The following is a 15,845-nucleotide window of genomic DNA, read 5'->3' on the forward strand; positions in this document are numbered from 1 at the left end:
CCCTTCTTCGATAACCAACCATATCTTAGCATGTACATATCGTTAACATGGTTTTTACCACTCTCACCATGATTAAACATAGTTAACATTGGCGTCTGTTTTTGATTTAAATCAAGGTTTAAACCTTGGAAAAAGGCACTGAAAAGCGCTAAATTGTCCCCGATCAAAATGGCCGAAAAGTGGTAATTTTGCTATAAATTGATCGCCGTCGAAAAACGTAAATGTGATTCAATAAAAACCTGTTTATCGTAAGGGTTTTGCAGCGTATTATATTTGCGGGATCAATTTGAGTTTTTTATTAACGTATTTGTAACCTCACGTCATCGTTTTTATCTTCCTTTAGGGTAATAACGACGACAAGGATGCGAATAATTTGTATTGGGGCATGCGTGTGGATCTCTCTCTGACGGGGTTCACTCTCGGAGTCTTCATGCGATGAGCAAGGAGTCATGATGTTAGATATAGTCGAACTGTCGCGCTTACAGTTTGCCTTGACCGCGATGTACCACTTCCTTTTTGTGCCGCTGACGCTCGGTATGGCGTTCCTGCTGGCCATCATGGAAACGGTATACGTTCTCTCCGGCAAACAGATTTATAAAGATATGACCAAGTTCTGGGGCAAGTTGTTTGGTATCAACTTCGCACTGGGCGTGGCAACCGGTTTGACCATGGAGTTCCAGTTCGGGACTAACTGGTCTTACTATTCCCACTATGTAGGGGATATCTTCGGTGCGCCGCTGGCCATTGAAGGTCTGATGGCATTCTTCCTCGAATCCACCTTTGTAGGTCTGTTCTTCTTCGGTTGGGACCGTCTGGGTAAAGTCCAGCATATGGCGGTGACCTGGCTGGTGGCATTAGGTTCGAACCTGTCCGCGCTGTGGATCCTGGTAGCGAACGGCTGGATGCAGAACCCTATCGCGTCTGATTTCAACTTCGAAACCATGCGCATGGAGATGGTCAGCTTTGCCGAGCTGGTCCTGAACCCCGTTGCGCAGGTTAAATTCGTACACACCGTCGCTTCTGGCTATGTGTGCGGCGCGATGTTTATTCTGGGTATCAGTTCTTACTATATGCTGCGCGGTCGTGACTTCGCGTTTGCCAAGCGCTCCTTTGCTATCGCTGCAAGCTTCGGTATGGCTGCCATCCTCTCTGTTATCGTTCTGGGTGATGAATCTGGTTACGAAATGGGCGACGTGCAGAAAACCAAACTGGCCGCCATCGAAGCCGAATGGGAAACCCAACCAGCGCCTGCTGCCTTTACGCTGTTCGGTATTCCCGATCAGGACGCACAGGAAAACCGCTTCGCGATTCAGATCCCTTACGCGCTGGGCATCATCGCCACCCGTTCTGTCGATAAGCAGGTAACGGGTCTGAAAGAGCTGATGGTTCAGCACGAAGAGCGTATCCGTAACGGTATGAAAGCCTACTCGCTGCTGGAACAGCTGCGTGCCGGTTCTACCGATCAGGCTGTTCGCGATCAGTTCAACACCGTGAAGAAAGACCTGGGTTACGGTCTGCTGCTGAAACGCTATACCCCGAACGTTTCTGATGCGACGGAAGCGCAGATCCAGATGGCAACCAAAGACTCCATTCCGCGCGTTGCGCCGCTGTACTTTGCATTCCGTATCATGGTGGGCTGCGGCATCATCATGCTGCTGATCATTGCGGCCTCCTTCTGGTCCGTGATTCGCAACCGTATCGGCGAGAAAAAATGGCTGCTGCGCACCGCGCTGTACGGGATTCCACTGCCGTGGATCGCGATTGAATCCGGCTGGTTTGTTGCCGAGTATGGCCGTCAGCCATGGGCGATTGGTGAGGTACTGCCAACCGCGGTAGCGAACTCGTCCCTGACAGCGGGCGATCTGATCTTCTCCATGCTGCTGATTTGCGGTCTGTACACCCTGTTCCTGGTGGCTGAACTGTTCCTGATGTTCAAGTTCGCGCGCCTTGGCCCAAGCAGCCTGAAAACCGGTCGCTATCACTACGAGCAGTCCACTGCGACTACTCAGCCGGCACGCTAAGACAGGAGTCATCAAATGATCGATTATGAAGTATTGCGTTTTATCTGGTGGCTGTTGATCGGCGTTCTGCTGATCGGTTTCGCCGTCACGGATGGTTTCGACATGGGGGTGGGGATGCTCACCCGTTTCCTCGGTCGTAATGACACCGAGCGTCGAATCATGATCAACTCCATCGCCCCTCACTGGGACGGTAACCAGGTGTGGCTGATCACCGCAGGCGGCGCGCTGTTTGCTGCCTGGCCGATGGTCTACGCGGCTGCGTTCTCCGGCTTCTATGTGGCGATGATTCTGGTGCTGGCCTCTTTGTTCTTCCGTCCGGTCGGTTTCGACTACCGTTCCAAGATTGAAGACACCCGCTGGCGCAACATGTGGGACTGGGGCATCTTCATCGGTAGCTTCGTTCCACCGTTGGTGATCGGCGTGGCGTTCGGTAACCTGCTGCAGGGCGTACCGTTCCATCTGGACGAATACATGCGTCTTTACTACACCGGTAACTTCTTCCAGCTGCTGAACCCGTTTGGTCTGCTGGCCGGTGTGGTGAGCGTGGCGATGATCATCACCCAGGGCGCAACTTACCTGCAGATGCGTACGGTGGGTGAGCTGCACCTGCGTTCTCGCGCGACGGCTCAGGTTGCTGCGCTGGTCACGCTGGTCTGCTTCGCGCTGGCCGGTGTGTGGGTGGTGTACGGCATTGATGGCTACGTGGTGACGTCTGCAATCAACCATACCGCGCCGTCTAACCCGCTGACCAAAGAAGTGGCGCGTCAGGCGGGCGCATGGCTGGTGAACTTCAACAACACCCCTGCGCTGTGGGCGATCCCGGCTCTGGGCGTGCTGCTGCCGCTGCTGACCGTGTTGACGTCTCGTCTGGAGAAAGGCGCTCTGGCGTTCGTGTTCTCTTCACTGACCCTGGCATGCATTATTCTGACGGCGGGTATTGCCATGTTCCCATTCGTCATGCCATCCAGCACCATGCTGAATGCTAGCCTGACGATGTGGGATGCAACGTCCAGCCACATGACGCTGAACCTGATGACGTATGTTGCTTGCGTGTTCGTTCCGATTGTTCTGGCCTACACCATCTGGTGTTACTGGAAAATGTTCGGTCGCATCACCAAAGAACATATCGAAAGCAACACCCACTCTATGTACTAAGTAAGGAGCTGAATATGTGGTATTTCGCATGGATTTTAGGGACGCTTCTTGCCTGTGCATTTGGTGTCATCACTGCCCTGGCGCTTGAGCACGTCGAAGCGACCAAAGCGGGTGAAGAAAAACACTGATGAATATTATCGCAACGTTATATGCGGTAATGGATAAGCGCCCGTTACGGGCGCTTTCTTTAGTGATGGCATTACTGCTGGCAGGTTGTATCTTCTGGGACCCTTCGCGCTTTGCAGCGAAAACCAGCGAGCTTGAAATCTGGCACGGCTTCCTCATTATGTGGGCGGTCTGCGCAGGCGTGATCCACGGCGTGGGCTTTCGTCCGAAAGCCGTTCACTGGCAGGGAATTTTTTGTCCGCTGGTTGCCGATCTGGTGCTTCTCGCCGGTTTGATTTTCTTCTTCTTCTGAATAAGAAATGTCCGTTAACGTTATGGGCTTACTCAAGCCCATAAAAATTTACTCTCCGTTTACTTTCTCCCATTCCCAACCCTCATTCCCGCGCGTATAGTAGCGAAGTTTAAAAGCATTAACTTTTGTTGCATTACTGGGATGTAAAGTGAATACAACGCTGTTTCGATGGCCGGTTCGTGTCTATTACGAAGACACCGATGCCGGTGGTGTGGTTTACCACGCCAGCTACGTTGCTTTTTATGAACGGGCACGCACAGAGATGCTGCGCCATCATCACTTTAGTCAACAGGTGCTGTTGGCTGAGCGAGTTGCCTTCGTGGTACGCAAGATGACGCTTGAGTATTTTGCGCCTGCCAGACTCGACGATATGCTCGAAGTCCAAACTGAAATTACATCAATGCGCGGGACCTCACTGGTTTTCACGCAGCGGATAGTCAACGCAGAGAATACCGTACTGAACTCAGCTGAAGTGCTGATTGTTTGTGTTGATCCAACCATAATGAAGCCTCGTGCGCTTCCTAAGTCTATTGTCGCGGAGTTTAAGCAGTGACTGACATGAATATCCTTGATTTGTTCCTGAAGGCAAGCCTTCTGGTTAAACTTATCATGTTGATTTTGATTGGTTTTTCAATCGCATCCTGGGCCATCATTATCCAGAGAACGCGTATCCTCAATGCCGCTGGCCGTGAAGCCGAAGCGTTTGAAGATAAGTTCTGGTCGGGTATTGAGCTTTCTCGTCTGTATCAGGAGAGCCAGGGACGCCGCGAGAATCTGACCGGCTCCGAGCAAATTTTTTATAGCGGATTCAAAGAGTTTGCCCGCCTGCACCGTGCGAATAATCACGCGCCGGAAGCGGTGGTAGAAGGTGCTTCGCGTGCGATGCGTATCTCTATGAACCGTGAGCTGGAAAACCTTGAAACGCACATTCCTTTCCTTGGCACGGTGGGTTCCATCAGCCCGTATATCGGCCTGTTTGGTACCGTCTGGGGGATTATGCACGCCTTTATCGCGCTGGGCGCGGTGAAGCAGGCCACGTTGCAGATGGTTGCACCGGGTATCGCTGAAGCACTGATTGCGACCGCTATCGGTCTGTTTGCGGCCATTCCGGCGGTTATGGCGTATAACCGTCTGAACCAGCGCGTGAACAAACTGGAACTGAACTACGACAACTTTATGGAAGAGTTCACCGCGATTCTGCACCGTCAGGCGTTTACCAGCACCGAGAGCAACAAGGGGTAAACCATGGCCAGATCCCGTGGACGAGGTCGTCGCGAGCTCAAGTCCGAAATCAATATCGTTCCACTGCTGGACGTCCTGCTGGTACTGCTGCTGATCTTCATGGCAACAGCCCCCATCATTACCCAGAGCGTGGAAGTGGATCTGCCGGATGCGACAGAATCACAGGCGGTGAGCACCAATGACGATCCTCCTGTTATCATTGAGGTTTCCGGCGTAGGGCAATACAGCGTGGTGGTAGAGAAAGATCGTATGGATCAGCTGCCGCCTGAGCAGGTTATTGCTGAAGCGCAGCGTCGCCTGGCGTCAAATCCGAAAACGGTCTTCTTAATCGGTGGCGCGAAGGACGTACCCTACGATGAAATTATTAAAGCGCTGAACTTGCTACATAGTGCGGGTGTTAAGTCAGTTGGCTTAATGACCCAACCTATTTGATCATCCGCGTAGTTTTTGGGAACCGATAGTGTCAAAGGCAACCGAACAGAACGACAAGCTTAAGCGAGCGATAATCGTCTCCGCAGTGCTGCACGTTATTCTTTTTGCAGCGCTGATCTGGAGTTCGTTCGACGAGCATATTGATGCATCAGCCGGCGGCGGTGGAGGGTCTTCCATTGACGCCGTGATGGTGGATCCCGGTGCGGTAGTACAGAACTATAATCGCGAACAACAGCAGAAGGCGAGTGCCAAACGGGCTGAAGAGCAGCGTGAAAAACAGGCGCAACAGCAGGCGGAAGAGCTGCGTGAAAAGCAGGCCGCAGAGCAGGAGCGTTTGAAGCAGCTCGAGAAAGAACGTTTGCAGGCGCAGGAAGCCGCGAAAGCGCAGGCGGAACAGCAGAAACAAGCCGAAGAGGCCGCGAAGAAAGCTCAGGAGCAGCAAAAGCAGGCGGAAGAGGCGGCAGCCAAAGCCGCAGCGGACGCGAAAGCGCAGGCTGATGCCCAGGCTAAATTTGAAGCCGAAGCGGCGAAGAAAGCCGCTGCCGACGCCCAGAAGAAAGCTGAAGCCGAAGCGGCGAAGAAAGCCGCTGCCGACGCCCAGAAGAAAGCCGAAGCGGAAGCCGCGAAGAAAGCCGCTGCTGATGCACAGAAAAAAGCTGAAGCCGAAGCGGCGAAGAAAGCCGCTGCCGATGCTCAGAAGAAAGCTGAAGCCGAAGCCGCGAAAAAAGCCGCTCAGGAAGCCGCGAAGAAAGCCGCTGCTGATGCCGCGAAGAAAGCGGCTGCTGCCGAGAAAGCCGCGGCAGAAAAAGCCGCTGCCGCCGAAAAAGCCGCAGCTGATAAAAAAGCTGCCGCTGAGAAGGCCGCAGCCGATAAGAAAGCGGCAGCTGAAAAAGCCGCTGCGAAGAAGGCCGCCGCCGCTGAAAAAGCTGCTGCTGCCGCAGGGGTTGACGATCTGCTGGGCGATTTGAGCTCCGGTAAGAATGCGCCGAAAACGGGCGGTGGTGCGAAAGGAAACAACGCAGCGCCGACGGGAAGCGGTAACACTAAGAGTAACGGTGCGACAGGGGCTGAAATCAACGGTTATGCCGCGCAGATTAAATCCGCTATTGAAAGCCGATTCTATGATGCGTCTTCCTACGCCGGTAAAACGTGTACGTTGCGTATAAAACTGGCTCCGGACGGCATGCTGCTGGATATTAAGTCTGAAGGTGGCGACCCGGCTTTATGTACTGCGGCCCTGGCTGCAGCGCGTCAGGCGAAGATGCCTAAACCGCCATCTCAGGCTGTTTACGAAGTCTTCAAAAATGCGCCGCTGGACTTCAAACCTTAAGTTACATTTTCCCCGTGCAAACGGGGAAAAATAGACCAGGTTTAGTCACAGGGTTCTGGTAGTTTTGTCTATTTGAGTTTGTTAACATTCTGCTAAATTATCGTGGGTAAGGTTACCCGGATAAGGGAGATATGATGAAGCAGGCATTACGTGTAGCATTTGGTTTTTTAATGCTGTGGGCAGCAGTCCTGCACGCAGAAGTACGTATCGAGATCACCCAGGGGGTGGACTCGGCACGCCCAATCGGCGTTGTTCCGTTCCAGTGGGCCGGTCCTGGCGCTGCACCTGAAGATGCCGGTGGCATCGTGGCGGCTGACCTGCGTAACAGCGGTAAATTCAACCCGTTAGATCGTTCTCGTCTGCCTCAACAGCCGGGCAGCGCGCAGGAAGTACAGCCTGCGGCATGGTCTGCGCTGGGTATTGATGCGGTCGTTGTGGGTCAGGTTACCCCTAACCCGGACGGCTCTTACAACGTGGCCTGGCAGCTGGTGGATACCGGCGGTGCACCAGGTACCGTTCTGGCTCAGAACTCTTACAAGGTCACTAAACAGTACCTGCGCTACGCGGCACACGCTGCCAGCGATGCGGTATTTGAAAAACTGACCGGCATTAAAGGTGCGTTCCGTACCCGTATTGCTTATGTGGTGCAGACCAACGGTGGTCAGTTCCCGTATGAGCTGCGCGTCTCTGACTACGACGGTTACAACCAGTTCCTGGTGAAGCGTTCTTCCCAGCCGCTGATGTCTCCAGCCTGGTCTCCGGACGGTTCTAAGCTCGCCTATGTGACCTTCGAAAGCGGTCGTTCTGCGCTGGTAATCCAGACGCTGGCAAACGGTGCCGTTCGTCAGGTAGCGTCCTTCCCACGTCACAACGGCGCGCCTTCGTTCTCTCCGGACGGGTCTAAACTGGCGTTTGCGCTGTCAAAAACCGGTAGCCTGAACCTGTACGTGATGGACATTGGCTCTGGCCAGATCCGTCAGGTGACCGACGGTCGCAGCAACAACACTGAACCTTCATGGTTCCCGGACAGTCAAAACCTGGCGTTTACCTCTGACCAGGCTGGCCGTCCACAAATCTACAAAGTCAACATCAACGGCGGTGCTCCACAGCGTATTACCTGGGAAGGTTCACAGAACCAGAACTCAGACGTGAGCAGCGACGGTAAATTTATGGTAATGGTCAGCTCCAACGGTGGGCAGCAGCACATTGCCAAACAAGATCTGGTAGCGGGTGGCGTTCAAGTTCTGTCGTCAACGTTCCTGGATGAAACGCCGAGTCTGGCACCTAACGGCACGATGGTAATCTACAGCTCTTCTCAGGGGATGGGATCTGTGCTGAATCTGGTTTCTACAGATGGGCGTTTCAAAGCGCGTATTCCGGCCACTGATGGACAGGTAAAATCACCTGCCTGGTCGCCGTATCTGTAAATAATAATTAATTGATTACTAAAGGAATCATAGAAATGCAACTGAACAAAGTGCTGAAGGGGCTGATGATCGCTCTGCCTGTAATGGCAATCGCAGCGTGTTCTTCTAACAAGAACGCCAGCAATGACCAGAGCGGCGAAGGCATGATGGGTGCCGGCACCGGTATGGACGCGAACGGCAATGGCAACATGTCTTCTGAAGAGCAGGCGCGTCTTCAGATGCAGCAGCTGCAGCAGAACAACATCGTTTACTTCGATCTGGATAAATACGACATCCGTTCTGACTTCGCTGCGATGCTGGATGCGCACGCAAACTTCCTGCGTAGCAACCCATCTTACAAAGTCACCGTAGAAGGTCATGCGGACGAACGTGGTACCCCAGAGTACAACATCTCCCTGGGTGAACGTCGTGCTAACGCTGTTAAAATGTACCTGCAGGGTAAAGGCGTTTCTGCTGACCAGATCTCCATCGTTTCTTACGGTAAAGAAAAACCTGCAGTACTGGGTCACGACGAAGCGGCTTACTCCAAAAACCGTCGTGCCGTACTGGTTTACTAAGAGAATTGCATGAGCAGTAACTTCAGACATCATCTGTTGAGTCTGTCGTTACTGGTTGGAATAGCGGCCCCCTGGGCCGCTTTTGCTCAGGCACCAATCAGTAGTGTCGGCTCAGGCTCGGTAGAAGACCGGGTCACTCAACTCGAGCGTATTTCTAACGCTCACAGCCAGCTTTTAACCCAGCTCCAGCAACAACTTTCCGACAACCAGAATGATATTGACGCTCTCCGCGGTCAGATTCAGGAAAGCCAGTATCAGCTTAACCAGGTTGTGGAACGTCAGAAGCAAATCTTGTTGCAGATAGATAGCCTGAGCAGCGGTGGTGGGGCAGCACAAGCACAGCCAGCCGCGGGCGACCAGAGCGGTGCGGCAACCTCTGCGCCAGCTGCGGATGCGTCTGCTTCAACAGGTGCGCCTGTACAGAGCGGTGACGCGAATACGGACTACAACGCGGCCATTGCCCTGGTGCAGGATCAATCTCGTCAGGATGACGCGCTGGCTGCGTTTCAGAACTTTGTTAAGAAGTACCCTGATTCCACTTACCAGCCAAATGCGAATTACTGGCTCGGTCAGCTGAATTACAACAAGGGTAAAAAGGACGATGCGGCGTTTTATTTTGCCTCCGTGGTGAAAAATTACCCGAAATCGCCGAAAGCGCCTGATGCGATGTACAAAGTGGGCGTGATCATGCAGGACAAAGGCGACACCGCGAAAGCCAAAGCGGTTTATCAGCAGGTGGTCTCCAAATTCCCAGGTACCGAAGGTGCTAAGCAGGCGCAAAAACGTCTGAATTCGATGGGATGATTATCGCATGACCAGAAATCGCGTTATTTCTGGTCGTGCAGCATGATTACTAAGCAGTTAAGTGATCTTCATCGAAATTTTTGTTGCGCTGAATTCTTAAATCAGTAATATATGCCGCCGTTGCCACGGGATATCAAACAACGTGAAAACAGCGTAAAAGTGGGTCGTTAGCTCAGTTGGTAGAGCAGTTGACTTTTAATCAATTGGTCGCAGGTTCGAATCCTGCACGACCCACCACTAAGTCAGGTGGAATTAGTAGTAAAACGTGAAGGATAACGTTGCGTCAGCAACGGCCCGTAGGGCGAGGCGAAGCCGAGTCATCCTGCACGACCCACCACTTAACGCATTACCGGCATTACAGAGTGGGTGATTAGCTCAGTTGGTAGAGCATCTCCTTTACACGGAGGGGGTCGGCGGTTCGAGCCCGTCATCACCCACCACTCGGGTCGTTAGCTCAGTTGGTAGAGCAGTTGACTTTTAATCAATTGGTCGCAGGTTCGAATCCTGCACGACCCACCACTTAAAAGTGGTACCGAGTAAAAATCTTCGAAGTCAGCACCCGAATGGGTCGTTAGCTCAGTTGGTAGAGCAGTTGACTTTTAATCAATTGGTCGCAGGTTCGAATCCTGCACGACCCACCACTTCGAAGAAAAAATCCCGCAAGGGGTCGTTAGCTCAGTTGGTAGAGCAGTTGACTTTTAATCAATTGGTCGCAGGTTCGAATCCTGCACGACCCACCAGTGTAGAAAGGCGCCCTAAAGGCGCCTTTTTGCTATCTGCAGCTTTTGTAGGTCGGGTAAGGCGAAGCCGCCACCCGACAAATGCTATCCGCACCTGTTTCCAGTGACTTTTTCTCTCATATTCGCTATCTTGTTTAGTATACAAAACACAATTGCCATGCGTTTTGCTATGTCAGGCAAAAGAAAGGCAATATTGTTAAGCCCGTAAAACGAGAAGCCATAATGAGCGTGATGTTTGATCCTGAAGCCGCAATCTATCCGTTTCCGCCAAAGCCTGCGCCGCTGAGCCTTGATGAAAAGCAATTCTACCGCGAGAAGATCAAACGTCTTCTCAAAGCGCGCGATGCGGTGATGGTAGCCCATTACTACACCGACCCGGAAATCCAGCAGCTGGCGGAAGAGACCGGGGGCTGTATTTCTGACTCGCTGGAGATGGCGCGCTTCGGGGCAAGACATCCCGCTTCCACGCTGCTCGTCGCAGGCGTGCGTTTTATGGGCGAAACGGCAAAGATCCTCAGCCCTGAAAAAACCATTCTGATGCCCACGCTCAATGCGGAGTGTTCGCTGGATCTCGGCTGCCCGATTGACGAATTCACCGCCTTCTGCGACGCCCATCCTGACCGGACCGTGGTGGTTTACGCCAACACCTCGGCGGCGGTAAAAGCGCGGGCAGACTGGGTTGTCACCTCCAGCATCGCCGTTGAGCTGATTGAACATCTGGACAGCCTGGGTGAGAAAATTATCTGGGCGCCTGACCGTCATCTTGGCAATTACGTTCAGAAGCAGACGGGCGCTGACGTCCTCTGCTGGCAGGGGGCCTGCATTGTGCACGATGAATTCAAAACCCAGGCGCTGGCGCGCATGAAGGCGCTTTATCCTGATGCCGCCATTCTTGTTCACCCTGAATCACCGCAGTCGATTGTCGACATGGCGGATGCGGTAGGATCAACCAGCCAGCTTATCAACGCGGCCAGAACGCTGCCAAACAGACAGCTCATCGTGGCGACCGATCGCGGTATTTTCTACAAGATGCAGCAGGCCGTACCGGAGAAAGAGCTCCTTGAAGCGCCAACGGCGGGCGAGGGCGCGACGTGTCGCAGCTGCGCGCATTGCCCGTGGATGGCGATGAACGGCCTGAAGGCCATTGCCGAAGGGCTGGAGACCGGCGGCGCAGCGCATGAAATCCACGTGGATGCCGCTTTGCGTGAAGGCGCGTTAATTCCGCTTAACCGCATGCTGGATTTTGCAGCTACACTACGTACTTAATTCAACACGTCCCGGGGAAAAGATGGATTTTTTTAGCACGCAGAACATTCTGGTACATATACCGATTGGTGCAGGTGGCTATGACCTGTCATGGATTGAGGCCGTCGGCACGCTGGCGGGATTACTCTGCATCTGGCTGGCAAGCCTGGAGAAGATTAGCAATTATGCATTCGGGCTGATTAACGTCACGCTGTTTGCGATTATCTTCTTTCAGATCCAGCTGTACGCCAGCCTGCTTTTGCAGCTGTTTTTCTTCGCCGCCAACATTTACGGCTGGTACGCGTGGTCGCGTCAGAACGGCCAGCAGGAGGCAGAGCTGCAGATCCGCTGGCTGCCGTTGCCTAAAGCCATCGCCTGGTTTGTCGCCTGCGTGGTCGCCATTGGCTTAATGACCGTCTACATCAACCCGGTGTTTGCGTTCCTGACCCGCATTGCTGTGTCGGTTATGTCCGGTTTCGGCCTGAACGTGACGATGCCTGTGCTCCAGCCGGATGCCTTCCCGTTCTGGGATTCCTGCATGATGGTGCTGTCGATTGCGGCGATGATCCTGATGACCCGCAAGTACGTCGAAAACTGGCTGCTGTGGGTCATCATCAACGTGATCAGCGTGGTGATTTTTGCGCTGCAGGGCGTTTATGCCATGTCGCTGGAGTACCTGCTGCTGACCTTCATCGCGCTCAACGGTAGCCGGATGTGGATTAACAGCGCGCGCGAGCGAGGTTCCCACGCGCTTTCCAGCTAGTGGTGATGTGAATGTCCGGACTGCGCCTCGTTAAGGTCGCAGTCCGGCCCGCTGCAGGGCTGATACTCCATCTGGACGGTGGCGTGGCTAATGTCGTAGTGGTGCTCCAGGAAGTGCTGGATGCGATCGAGCAGCGCATCGTGGTCGTGGGGCGGGATCACCTGGACATGCAGCGTCATCACCGGTTTTTCACCCACCAGCCAGACGTGCACATGATGAACATTGCGCACTTCCGGAACTGAACGGCGCAGGTTACGCTTCAGCTCGTCGATGTCCATGGAGGCAGGTGCCCCTTCCAGCAGTTCATTGACGCTCTCCTTCAGCAGCCGCCAGGCGCTGCGCAAGACCAGACACGATACCAGCACGGAGAGAATCGGGTCGACAGGCGTCCAGCCGGTGTAGAGGATCACCAGCGCTGCGACAATCGCCCCAACTGAACCGAGCAAATCACCCAGCACATGCAGGGCCGCCGCACGCACGTTGAGGTTCTTTTCCCCGCTACCGCGATGCAAAATCCAAAACGCCAGAATATTGGCCAGCAGTCCCGCCACCGCAATGACCATCATTGTTGCCCCGGCGATCGGCTGCGGGTGCCTGAAGCGCTGCACGGCCTCCCAGACGATGAGGATCGTAATGACTACCAGCGCGATGGCGTTAACAAACGCGGCAAGGGTGGTCAGCCTCAGCCAGCCGAAGGTATGGCGCGCATTGGGTGGACGCCGCGCGAACTGGACGGCCAGCAGGGCGAAGAGCAGCGCGGCGGCATCGGTCAGCATATGCCCGGCATCGGCCAAAAGCGCCAGAGAGCCGGAAACCAGGCCGCCAATGACCTCGATAATCATAAACGTTGCCGTGACGCCAAAGGCCAGCATCAGTCGTTTCGCGTTGTCGTTGCCGGGAGCGTGTGAGTGGGAATGGGTGTGCGCCATGTCTGCTTTCCTGATTTATTATTGTTTTTAGTGTAGCGTTTTTAATGGGTTGCTCCAAAAGAAAGGAGAGCCAGAGCTCTCCTTTTTCTTTCGGCCACAACGGATTACTGGGTGGTACCGTCGGTTTTGGTATTGGCGTCGCTACCCACCTTGTCATTAGGGTTCGGGCATTTGCCGTCTTTGCACACAGAGTTCTTATGGACCTCATCTGAACTCATATTGTCATGGTTCATGGTGCCGGAACCGCTACTGTCTTGATGCAGCATGGTACCGCCGGTGTTGGTGTTGCCGGTATTGATCTGGCTATTGTCGACATTATTTGGAGCAAGATTCTGTTTCGCATCAGGGGCGGGCTGGCCTGCTGCCGCTGCGGCATTCGCGTCACCGTTGCTGTCAGAGGTGCCCGTTTCTGCGGCCAGAACGCTGCCGCTGGCTAAAGTGAGGGTGGCGGTCAGGAAGAGGGTTGCCAGTTTTGTCATTTTCATCATGGTGCTCCTGTTCTTGTCGTTACGCTGGATAACATCTCCAACAGTGCATCTTTTCAAAGGCGAAAGATTCCGCCATACGGACTTACGTCAGTAGGGAATCGCGTTTAAGCATGTAAAAGTGGTTGTTACAGTTAAAAAGCTTAGGTTAGATCTCACTTTTCGCTATTTTGTGGCGATTTTTAGGTGAATTCCAGGAATTATCTGCGTGAAGTGTAAAACCGTGTTTACACTTCCATACCGACAAGATAGATTGAAAGGATTGCTTTCATTACTAAAGATATGGCAGAGCTGGAAAGAAGATGAATTATCAGAACGACGATTTACGCATTAAAGAGATCAATGAGTTATTACCTCCCGTAGCGCTCCTTGAGAAATTCCCCGCCACTGAACATGCCGCAAACACGGTTTCTCATGCTCGCAAAGCGATCCATAAGATCCTGAAAGGTAATGACGATCGTCTTCTGGTGGTGATTGGCCCGTGCTCCATCCACGATCCTGCTGCCGCGAAAGAGTACGCGGCCCGTCTGCTCACCCTGCGTGAAGAGCTGAAGGACGAGCTGGAAATCGTGATGCGCGTCTATTTTGAAAAACCGCGCACCACCGTGGGCTGGAAAGGGCTGATTAACGATCCGCACATGGATAACAGCTTTCAGATCAACGACGGTCTACGCATTGCGCGCAAGCTGCTGCTGGAAATCAACGACAGCGGCCTGCCTGCGGCCGGTGAATTCCTGGACATGATTACGCCACAATACCTGGCGGACCTGATGAGCTGGGGGGCAATTGGTGCCCGCACAACGGAATCTCAGGTCCACCGCGAGCTGGCGTCCGGCCTCTCTTGTCCGGTCGGGTTCAAGAACGGCACTGACGGCACCATTAAGGTGGCTATCGACGCCATTAACGCAGCGGGCGCGCCGCACTGCTTCCTGTCCGTGACCAAATGGGGCCATTCCGCCATCGTAAACACCAGCGGTAACGGTGACTGCCATATCATTCTGCGCGGCGGCAAAGAGCCAAACTACAGTGCGCAACATGTGGCAGAAGTCAAAGTCGGGCTGGAAAAAGCCGGGCTGCCGCCGCAGGTGATGATCGATTTCAGCCACGCCAACTCCAGCAAGCAGTTCAAAAAGCAGATGGAAGTGGGGGCAGACGTCTGCCAGCAGATTGCCGGCGGCGAGAAGGCGGTGATTGGGGTGATGATCGAAAGCCATCTGGTTGAAGGTAACCAGAGCCTGGAGGGCAGCGAGCCGCTGGTGTATGGCAAAAGCGTCACCGATGCCTGCATCGGCTGGGATGATACCGATACCCTCCTGCGTCAGCTGGCGAATGCGGTAAAAGCGCGTCGCGGCTGAATGCCCAGGCACAAATAAAAAAGCGCGGAAGGCTCCGCGCTTTTTTTATGGCCAGCGAATTACTTCGCTTTACCCTGGTTCGCAACGGCCGCGGCTTTCGCTGCGATTTCGTCCGCGTTACCCAGGTAATAGTGTTTGATTGGCTTGAAGTTTTCGTCGAACTCATACACCAGCGGTACGCCAGTTGGGATGTTCAGTTCGAGAATTTCGTCTTCACCCATGTTGTCCAGATATTTCACCAGCGCACGCAGGGAGTTACCGTGAGCGGCGATGATCACGCGCTCGCCGCTTTTCAGGCGTGGCAGAATGGTTTCGTTCCAGTAAGGCACAACGCGGTCGATGGTCAGCGCCAGGCTCTCGGTGGTTGGCAGCTCGGCGTCGGTCAGCTTCGCGTAACGCGGGTCGTGGCCCGGATAGCGTTCGTCATCTTTGGTCAGCTCTGGTGGGGTGACCGCGAAGCCGCGACGCCACTGTTTAACCTGCTCATCACCGTATTTCTCAGCGGTTTCCGCTTTGTTCAGGCCCTGCAGCGCACCGTAGTGACGCTCGTTCAGTTTCCAGGATTTCTCAACCGGCAGCCAGGCCTGATCCAGTTCGTCCAGCACGTTCCACAGGGTATGGATGGCACGTTTCAGCACAGAGGTGTAAGCAAAATCAAAGCTGAAGCCTTCTTCCTTCAGCAGTTTACCTGCTGCTTTTGCTTCGCTTACGCCTTTCTCGGACAGATCAACGTCGTACCAACCGGTAAAGCGGTTTTCGTTGTTCCACTGGCTTTCGCCGTGACGCACCAGGACCAGCTTAGTAATAGCCATCTCTTACTCCTCAAGCATTTTTAGAATGATAACAATTCTCATTATATTGCCGTGGCCGTGCCACCAGCAACGCTTAACCCTAACCATAGCGAAAATAGTCTCTGAGTGTAAGATGCTTGTGAATCCATGG

Annotated in this window: 17 protein-coding genes and 5 tRNA genes; 19 read left to right on the plus strand and 3 right to left on the minus strand. The window is 53.8% G+C overall.

Annotation, left to right across the window (positions count from 1 at the left end; genetic code table 11):
- The first annotated feature begins 452 nt into the window (after nt 1-452).
- From cydA to pnuC, 18 genes are all read left to right on the plus strand, one after another.
- Nucleotides 453-2,021, plus strand: coding sequence for a cytochrome ubiquinol oxidase subunit I (cydA, locus tag ACMWKK_RS05985; protein WP_045325842.1), 1,569 nt, complete (start codon nt 453-455; stop codon nt 2,019-2,021).
- A 15-nt stretch (nt 2,022-2,036) separates the two neighbouring features.
- Entirely contained in the window at nt 2,037-3,176 is a 1,140-nt protein-coding gene (gene cydB / locus ACMWKK_RS05990; RefSeq protein ID WP_032638926.1) for a cytochrome d ubiquinol oxidase subunit II, read from the plus strand.
- Nucleotides 3,177-3,190: 14 nt separating this feature from the next.
- A complete protein-coding gene (gene cydX / locus ACMWKK_RS05995) occupies nt 3,191-3,304 on the plus strand; it encodes a cytochrome bd-I oxidase subunit CydX (RefSeq protein WP_003858598.1) in 114 nt (37 codons plus the stop codon).
- Nucleotides 3,304-3,594, plus strand: coding sequence for a cyd operon protein YbgE (ybgE, locus tag ACMWKK_RS06000; RefSeq protein ID WP_045325845.1), 291 nt, complete (start codon nt 3,304-3,306; stop codon nt 3,592-3,594). The genes cydX and ybgE overlap by 1 nt, the downstream gene beginning before the upstream one ends.
- 148 nt (nt 3,595-3,742) lie before the next feature.
- The gene (gene ybgC, locus ACMWKK_RS06005) at nt 3,743-4,147 is read left to right on the plus strand and encodes a tol-pal system-associated acyl-CoA thioesterase (RefSeq protein WP_003858593.1); all 405 of its coding nucleotides are present in this window, start codon (nt 3,743-3,745) and stop codon (nt 4,145-4,147) included.
- Nucleotides 4,144-4,836, plus strand: a complete 693-nt coding sequence (gene tolQ / locus ACMWKK_RS06010; RefSeq protein WP_008501101.1) for a Tol-Pal system protein TolQ — start codon at nt 4,144-4,146, stop codon at nt 4,834-4,836. The genes ybgC and tolQ overlap by 4 nt, the downstream gene beginning before the upstream one ends.
- Before the next feature lie 3 nt (nt 4,837-4,839).
- Nucleotides 4,840-5,268 (plus strand): colicin uptake protein TolR, encoded by a 429-nt coding sequence (gene tolR, locus ACMWKK_RS06015; protein WP_032638928.1) that lies wholly within the window; start codon nt 4,840-4,842, stop codon nt 5,266-5,268.
- A gap of 28 nt (nt 5,269-5,296) precedes the next feature.
- Nucleotides 5,297-6,598 (plus strand): cell envelope integrity protein TolA, encoded by a 1,302-nt coding sequence (tolA, locus tag ACMWKK_RS06020; RefSeq protein ID WP_406542763.1) that lies wholly within the window; start codon nt 5,297-5,299, stop codon nt 6,596-6,598.
- Between the two features lie 134 nt (nt 6,599-6,732).
- Nucleotides 6,733-8,025: a Tol-Pal system beta propeller repeat protein TolB gene (gene tolB, locus ACMWKK_RS06025; protein ID WP_032649508.1), complete on the plus strand. Its 1,293-nt coding sequence runs from the start codon at nt 6,733-6,735 to the stop codon at nt 8,023-8,025.
- 35 nt (nt 8,026-8,060) lie between these two features.
- Nucleotides 8,061-8,582 (plus strand): peptidoglycan-associated lipoprotein Pal, encoded by a 522-nt coding sequence (pal, locus tag ACMWKK_RS06030; protein ID WP_003858578.1) that lies wholly within the window; start codon nt 8,061-8,063, stop codon nt 8,580-8,582.
- Nucleotides 8,583-8,591: 9 nt separating this feature from the next.
- Nucleotides 8,592-9,386, plus strand: coding sequence for a cell division protein CpoB (gene cpoB / locus ACMWKK_RS06035; RefSeq protein WP_045325850.1), 795 nt, complete (start codon nt 8,592-8,594; stop codon nt 9,384-9,386).
- 161 nt (nt 9,387-9,547) lie between these two features.
- Nucleotides 9,548-9,623: transfer RNA gene (locus tag ACMWKK_RS06040), tRNA-Lys, on the plus strand.
- Nucleotides 9,624-9,750: 127 nt separating this feature from the next.
- Nucleotides 9,751-9,826, plus strand: a tRNA-Val gene (locus ACMWKK_RS06045).
- Nucleotides 9,827-9,829: 3 nt separating this feature from the next.
- Nucleotides 9,830-9,905 (plus strand) — tRNA-Lys (locus tag ACMWKK_RS06050).
- Nucleotides 9,906-9,951: 46 nt separating this feature from the next.
- Nucleotides 9,952-10,027 (plus strand) — tRNA-Lys (locus ACMWKK_RS06055).
- A 23-nt stretch (nt 10,028-10,050) separates the two neighbouring features.
- Nucleotides 10,051-10,126, plus strand: a tRNA-Lys gene (locus ACMWKK_RS06060).
- 222 nt (nt 10,127-10,348) lie between these two features.
- Nucleotides 10,349-11,392, plus strand: a complete 1,044-nt coding sequence (gene nadA / locus ACMWKK_RS06065; RefSeq protein ID WP_112781290.1) for a quinolinate synthase NadA — start codon at nt 10,349-10,351, stop codon at nt 11,390-11,392.
- 22 nt (nt 11,393-11,414) lie between these two features.
- Nucleotides 11,415-12,134 carry a nicotinamide riboside transporter PnuC gene (pnuC, locus tag ACMWKK_RS06070; protein WP_112781291.1) on the plus strand — a complete coding sequence of 240 codons (720 nt, stop codon included), beginning with the start codon at nt 11,415-11,417 and terminating at the stop codon, nt 12,132-12,134.
- Here pnuC and zitB read toward each other — a convergent pair.
- Both zitB and ACMWKK_RS06080 read right to left on the minus strand, forming a co-directional pair.
- Nucleotides 12,131-13,063: a CDF family zinc transporter ZitB gene (gene zitB / locus ACMWKK_RS06075; protein WP_112781292.1), complete on the minus strand. Its 933-nt coding sequence runs from the start codon at nt 13,061-13,063 to the stop codon at nt 12,131-12,133. The genes pnuC and zitB overlap by 4 nt on opposite strands.
- A 104-nt stretch (nt 13,064-13,167) precedes the next feature.
- Nucleotides 13,168-13,548: a protein YbgS gene (locus ACMWKK_RS06080; protein WP_045331955.1), complete on the minus strand. Its 381-nt coding sequence runs from the start codon at nt 13,546-13,548 to the stop codon at nt 13,168-13,170.
- 302 nt (nt 13,549-13,850) lie between these two features.
- On the opposite strand from ACMWKK_RS06080, the gene aroG reads away from it, so the two are divergent.
- On the plus strand, nt 13,851-14,903 hold the full coding sequence (gene aroG, locus ACMWKK_RS06085) for a 3-deoxy-7-phosphoheptulonate synthase AroG (protein WP_045331954.1): 1,053 nt from the start codon (nt 13,851-13,853) through the stop codon (nt 14,901-14,903).
- 59 nt (nt 14,904-14,962) lie between these two features.
- Here aroG and gpmA read toward each other — a convergent pair whose 3' ends face one another.
- Nucleotides 14,963-15,715, minus strand: a complete 753-nt coding sequence (gene gpmA / locus ACMWKK_RS06090) for a 2,3-diphosphoglycerate-dependent phosphoglycerate mutase (protein ID WP_008501111.1) — start codon at nt 15,713-15,715, stop codon at nt 14,963-14,965.
- Nucleotides 15,716-15,845 lie beyond the last annotated feature (130 nt).

It is taken from the genome of Enterobacter sp. 01-M-03-SI-ECC, assembly GCF_047530215.1.
GTDB lineage: Bacteria > Pseudomonadota > Gammaproteobacteria > Enterobacterales > Enterobacteriaceae > Enterobacter > Enterobacter chengduensis.

Excerpts from the sequence above, each read along its gene's own strand:
- cydA (WP_045325842.1), top strand. The coding sequence starts at position 453 with ATGTTAGATATAGTCGAACTGTCGCGCTTACAGTTTGCCTTGACCGCG.
- cydB (WP_032638926.1), top strand. The coding sequence starts at position 2,037 with ATGATCGATTATGAAGTATTGCGTTTTATCTGGTGGCTGTTGATCGGC.
- cydX (WP_003858598.1), top strand. The coding sequence starts at position 3,191 with ATGTGGTATTTCGCATGGATTTTAGGGACGCTTCTTGCCTGTGCATTT.
- ybgE (WP_045325845.1), top strand. The coding sequence starts at position 3,304 with ATGAATATTATCGCAACGTTATATGCGGTAATGGATAAGCGCCCGTTA.
- tolR (WP_032638928.1), top strand. The coding sequence starts at position 4,840 with ATGGCCAGATCCCGTGGACGAGGTCGTCGCGAGCTCAAGTCCGAAATC.
- tolB (WP_032649508.1), top strand. The coding sequence starts at position 6,733 with ATGAAGCAGGCATTACGTGTAGCATTTGGTTTTTTAATGCTGTGGGCA.
- pal (WP_003858578.1), top strand. The coding sequence starts at position 8,061 with ATGCAACTGAACAAAGTGCTGAAGGGGCTGATGATCGCTCTGCCTGTA.
- cpoB (WP_045325850.1), top strand. The coding sequence starts at position 8,592 with ATGAGCAGTAACTTCAGACATCATCTGTTGAGTCTGTCGTTACTGGTT.
- nadA (WP_112781290.1), top strand. The coding sequence starts at position 10,349 with ATGAGCGTGATGTTTGATCCTGAAGCCGCAATCTATCCGTTTCCGCCA.
- pnuC (WP_112781291.1), top strand. The coding sequence starts at position 11,415 with ATGGATTTTTTTAGCACGCAGAACATTCTGGTACATATACCGATTGGT.
- zitB (WP_112781292.1), bottom strand. The coding sequence starts at position 13,063 with ATGGCGCACACCCATTCCCACTCACACGCTCCCGGCAACGACAACGCG.
- ACMWKK_RS06080 (WP_045331955.1), bottom strand. The coding sequence starts at position 13,548 with ATGAAAATGACAAAACTGGCAACCCTCTTCCTGACCGCCACCCTCACT.
- aroG (WP_045331954.1), top strand. The coding sequence starts at position 13,851 with ATGAATTATCAGAACGACGATTTACGCATTAAAGAGATCAATGAGTTA.
- gpmA (WP_008501111.1), bottom strand. The coding sequence starts at position 15,715 with ATGGCTATTACTAAGCTGGTCCTGGTGCGTCACGGCGAAAGCCAGTGG.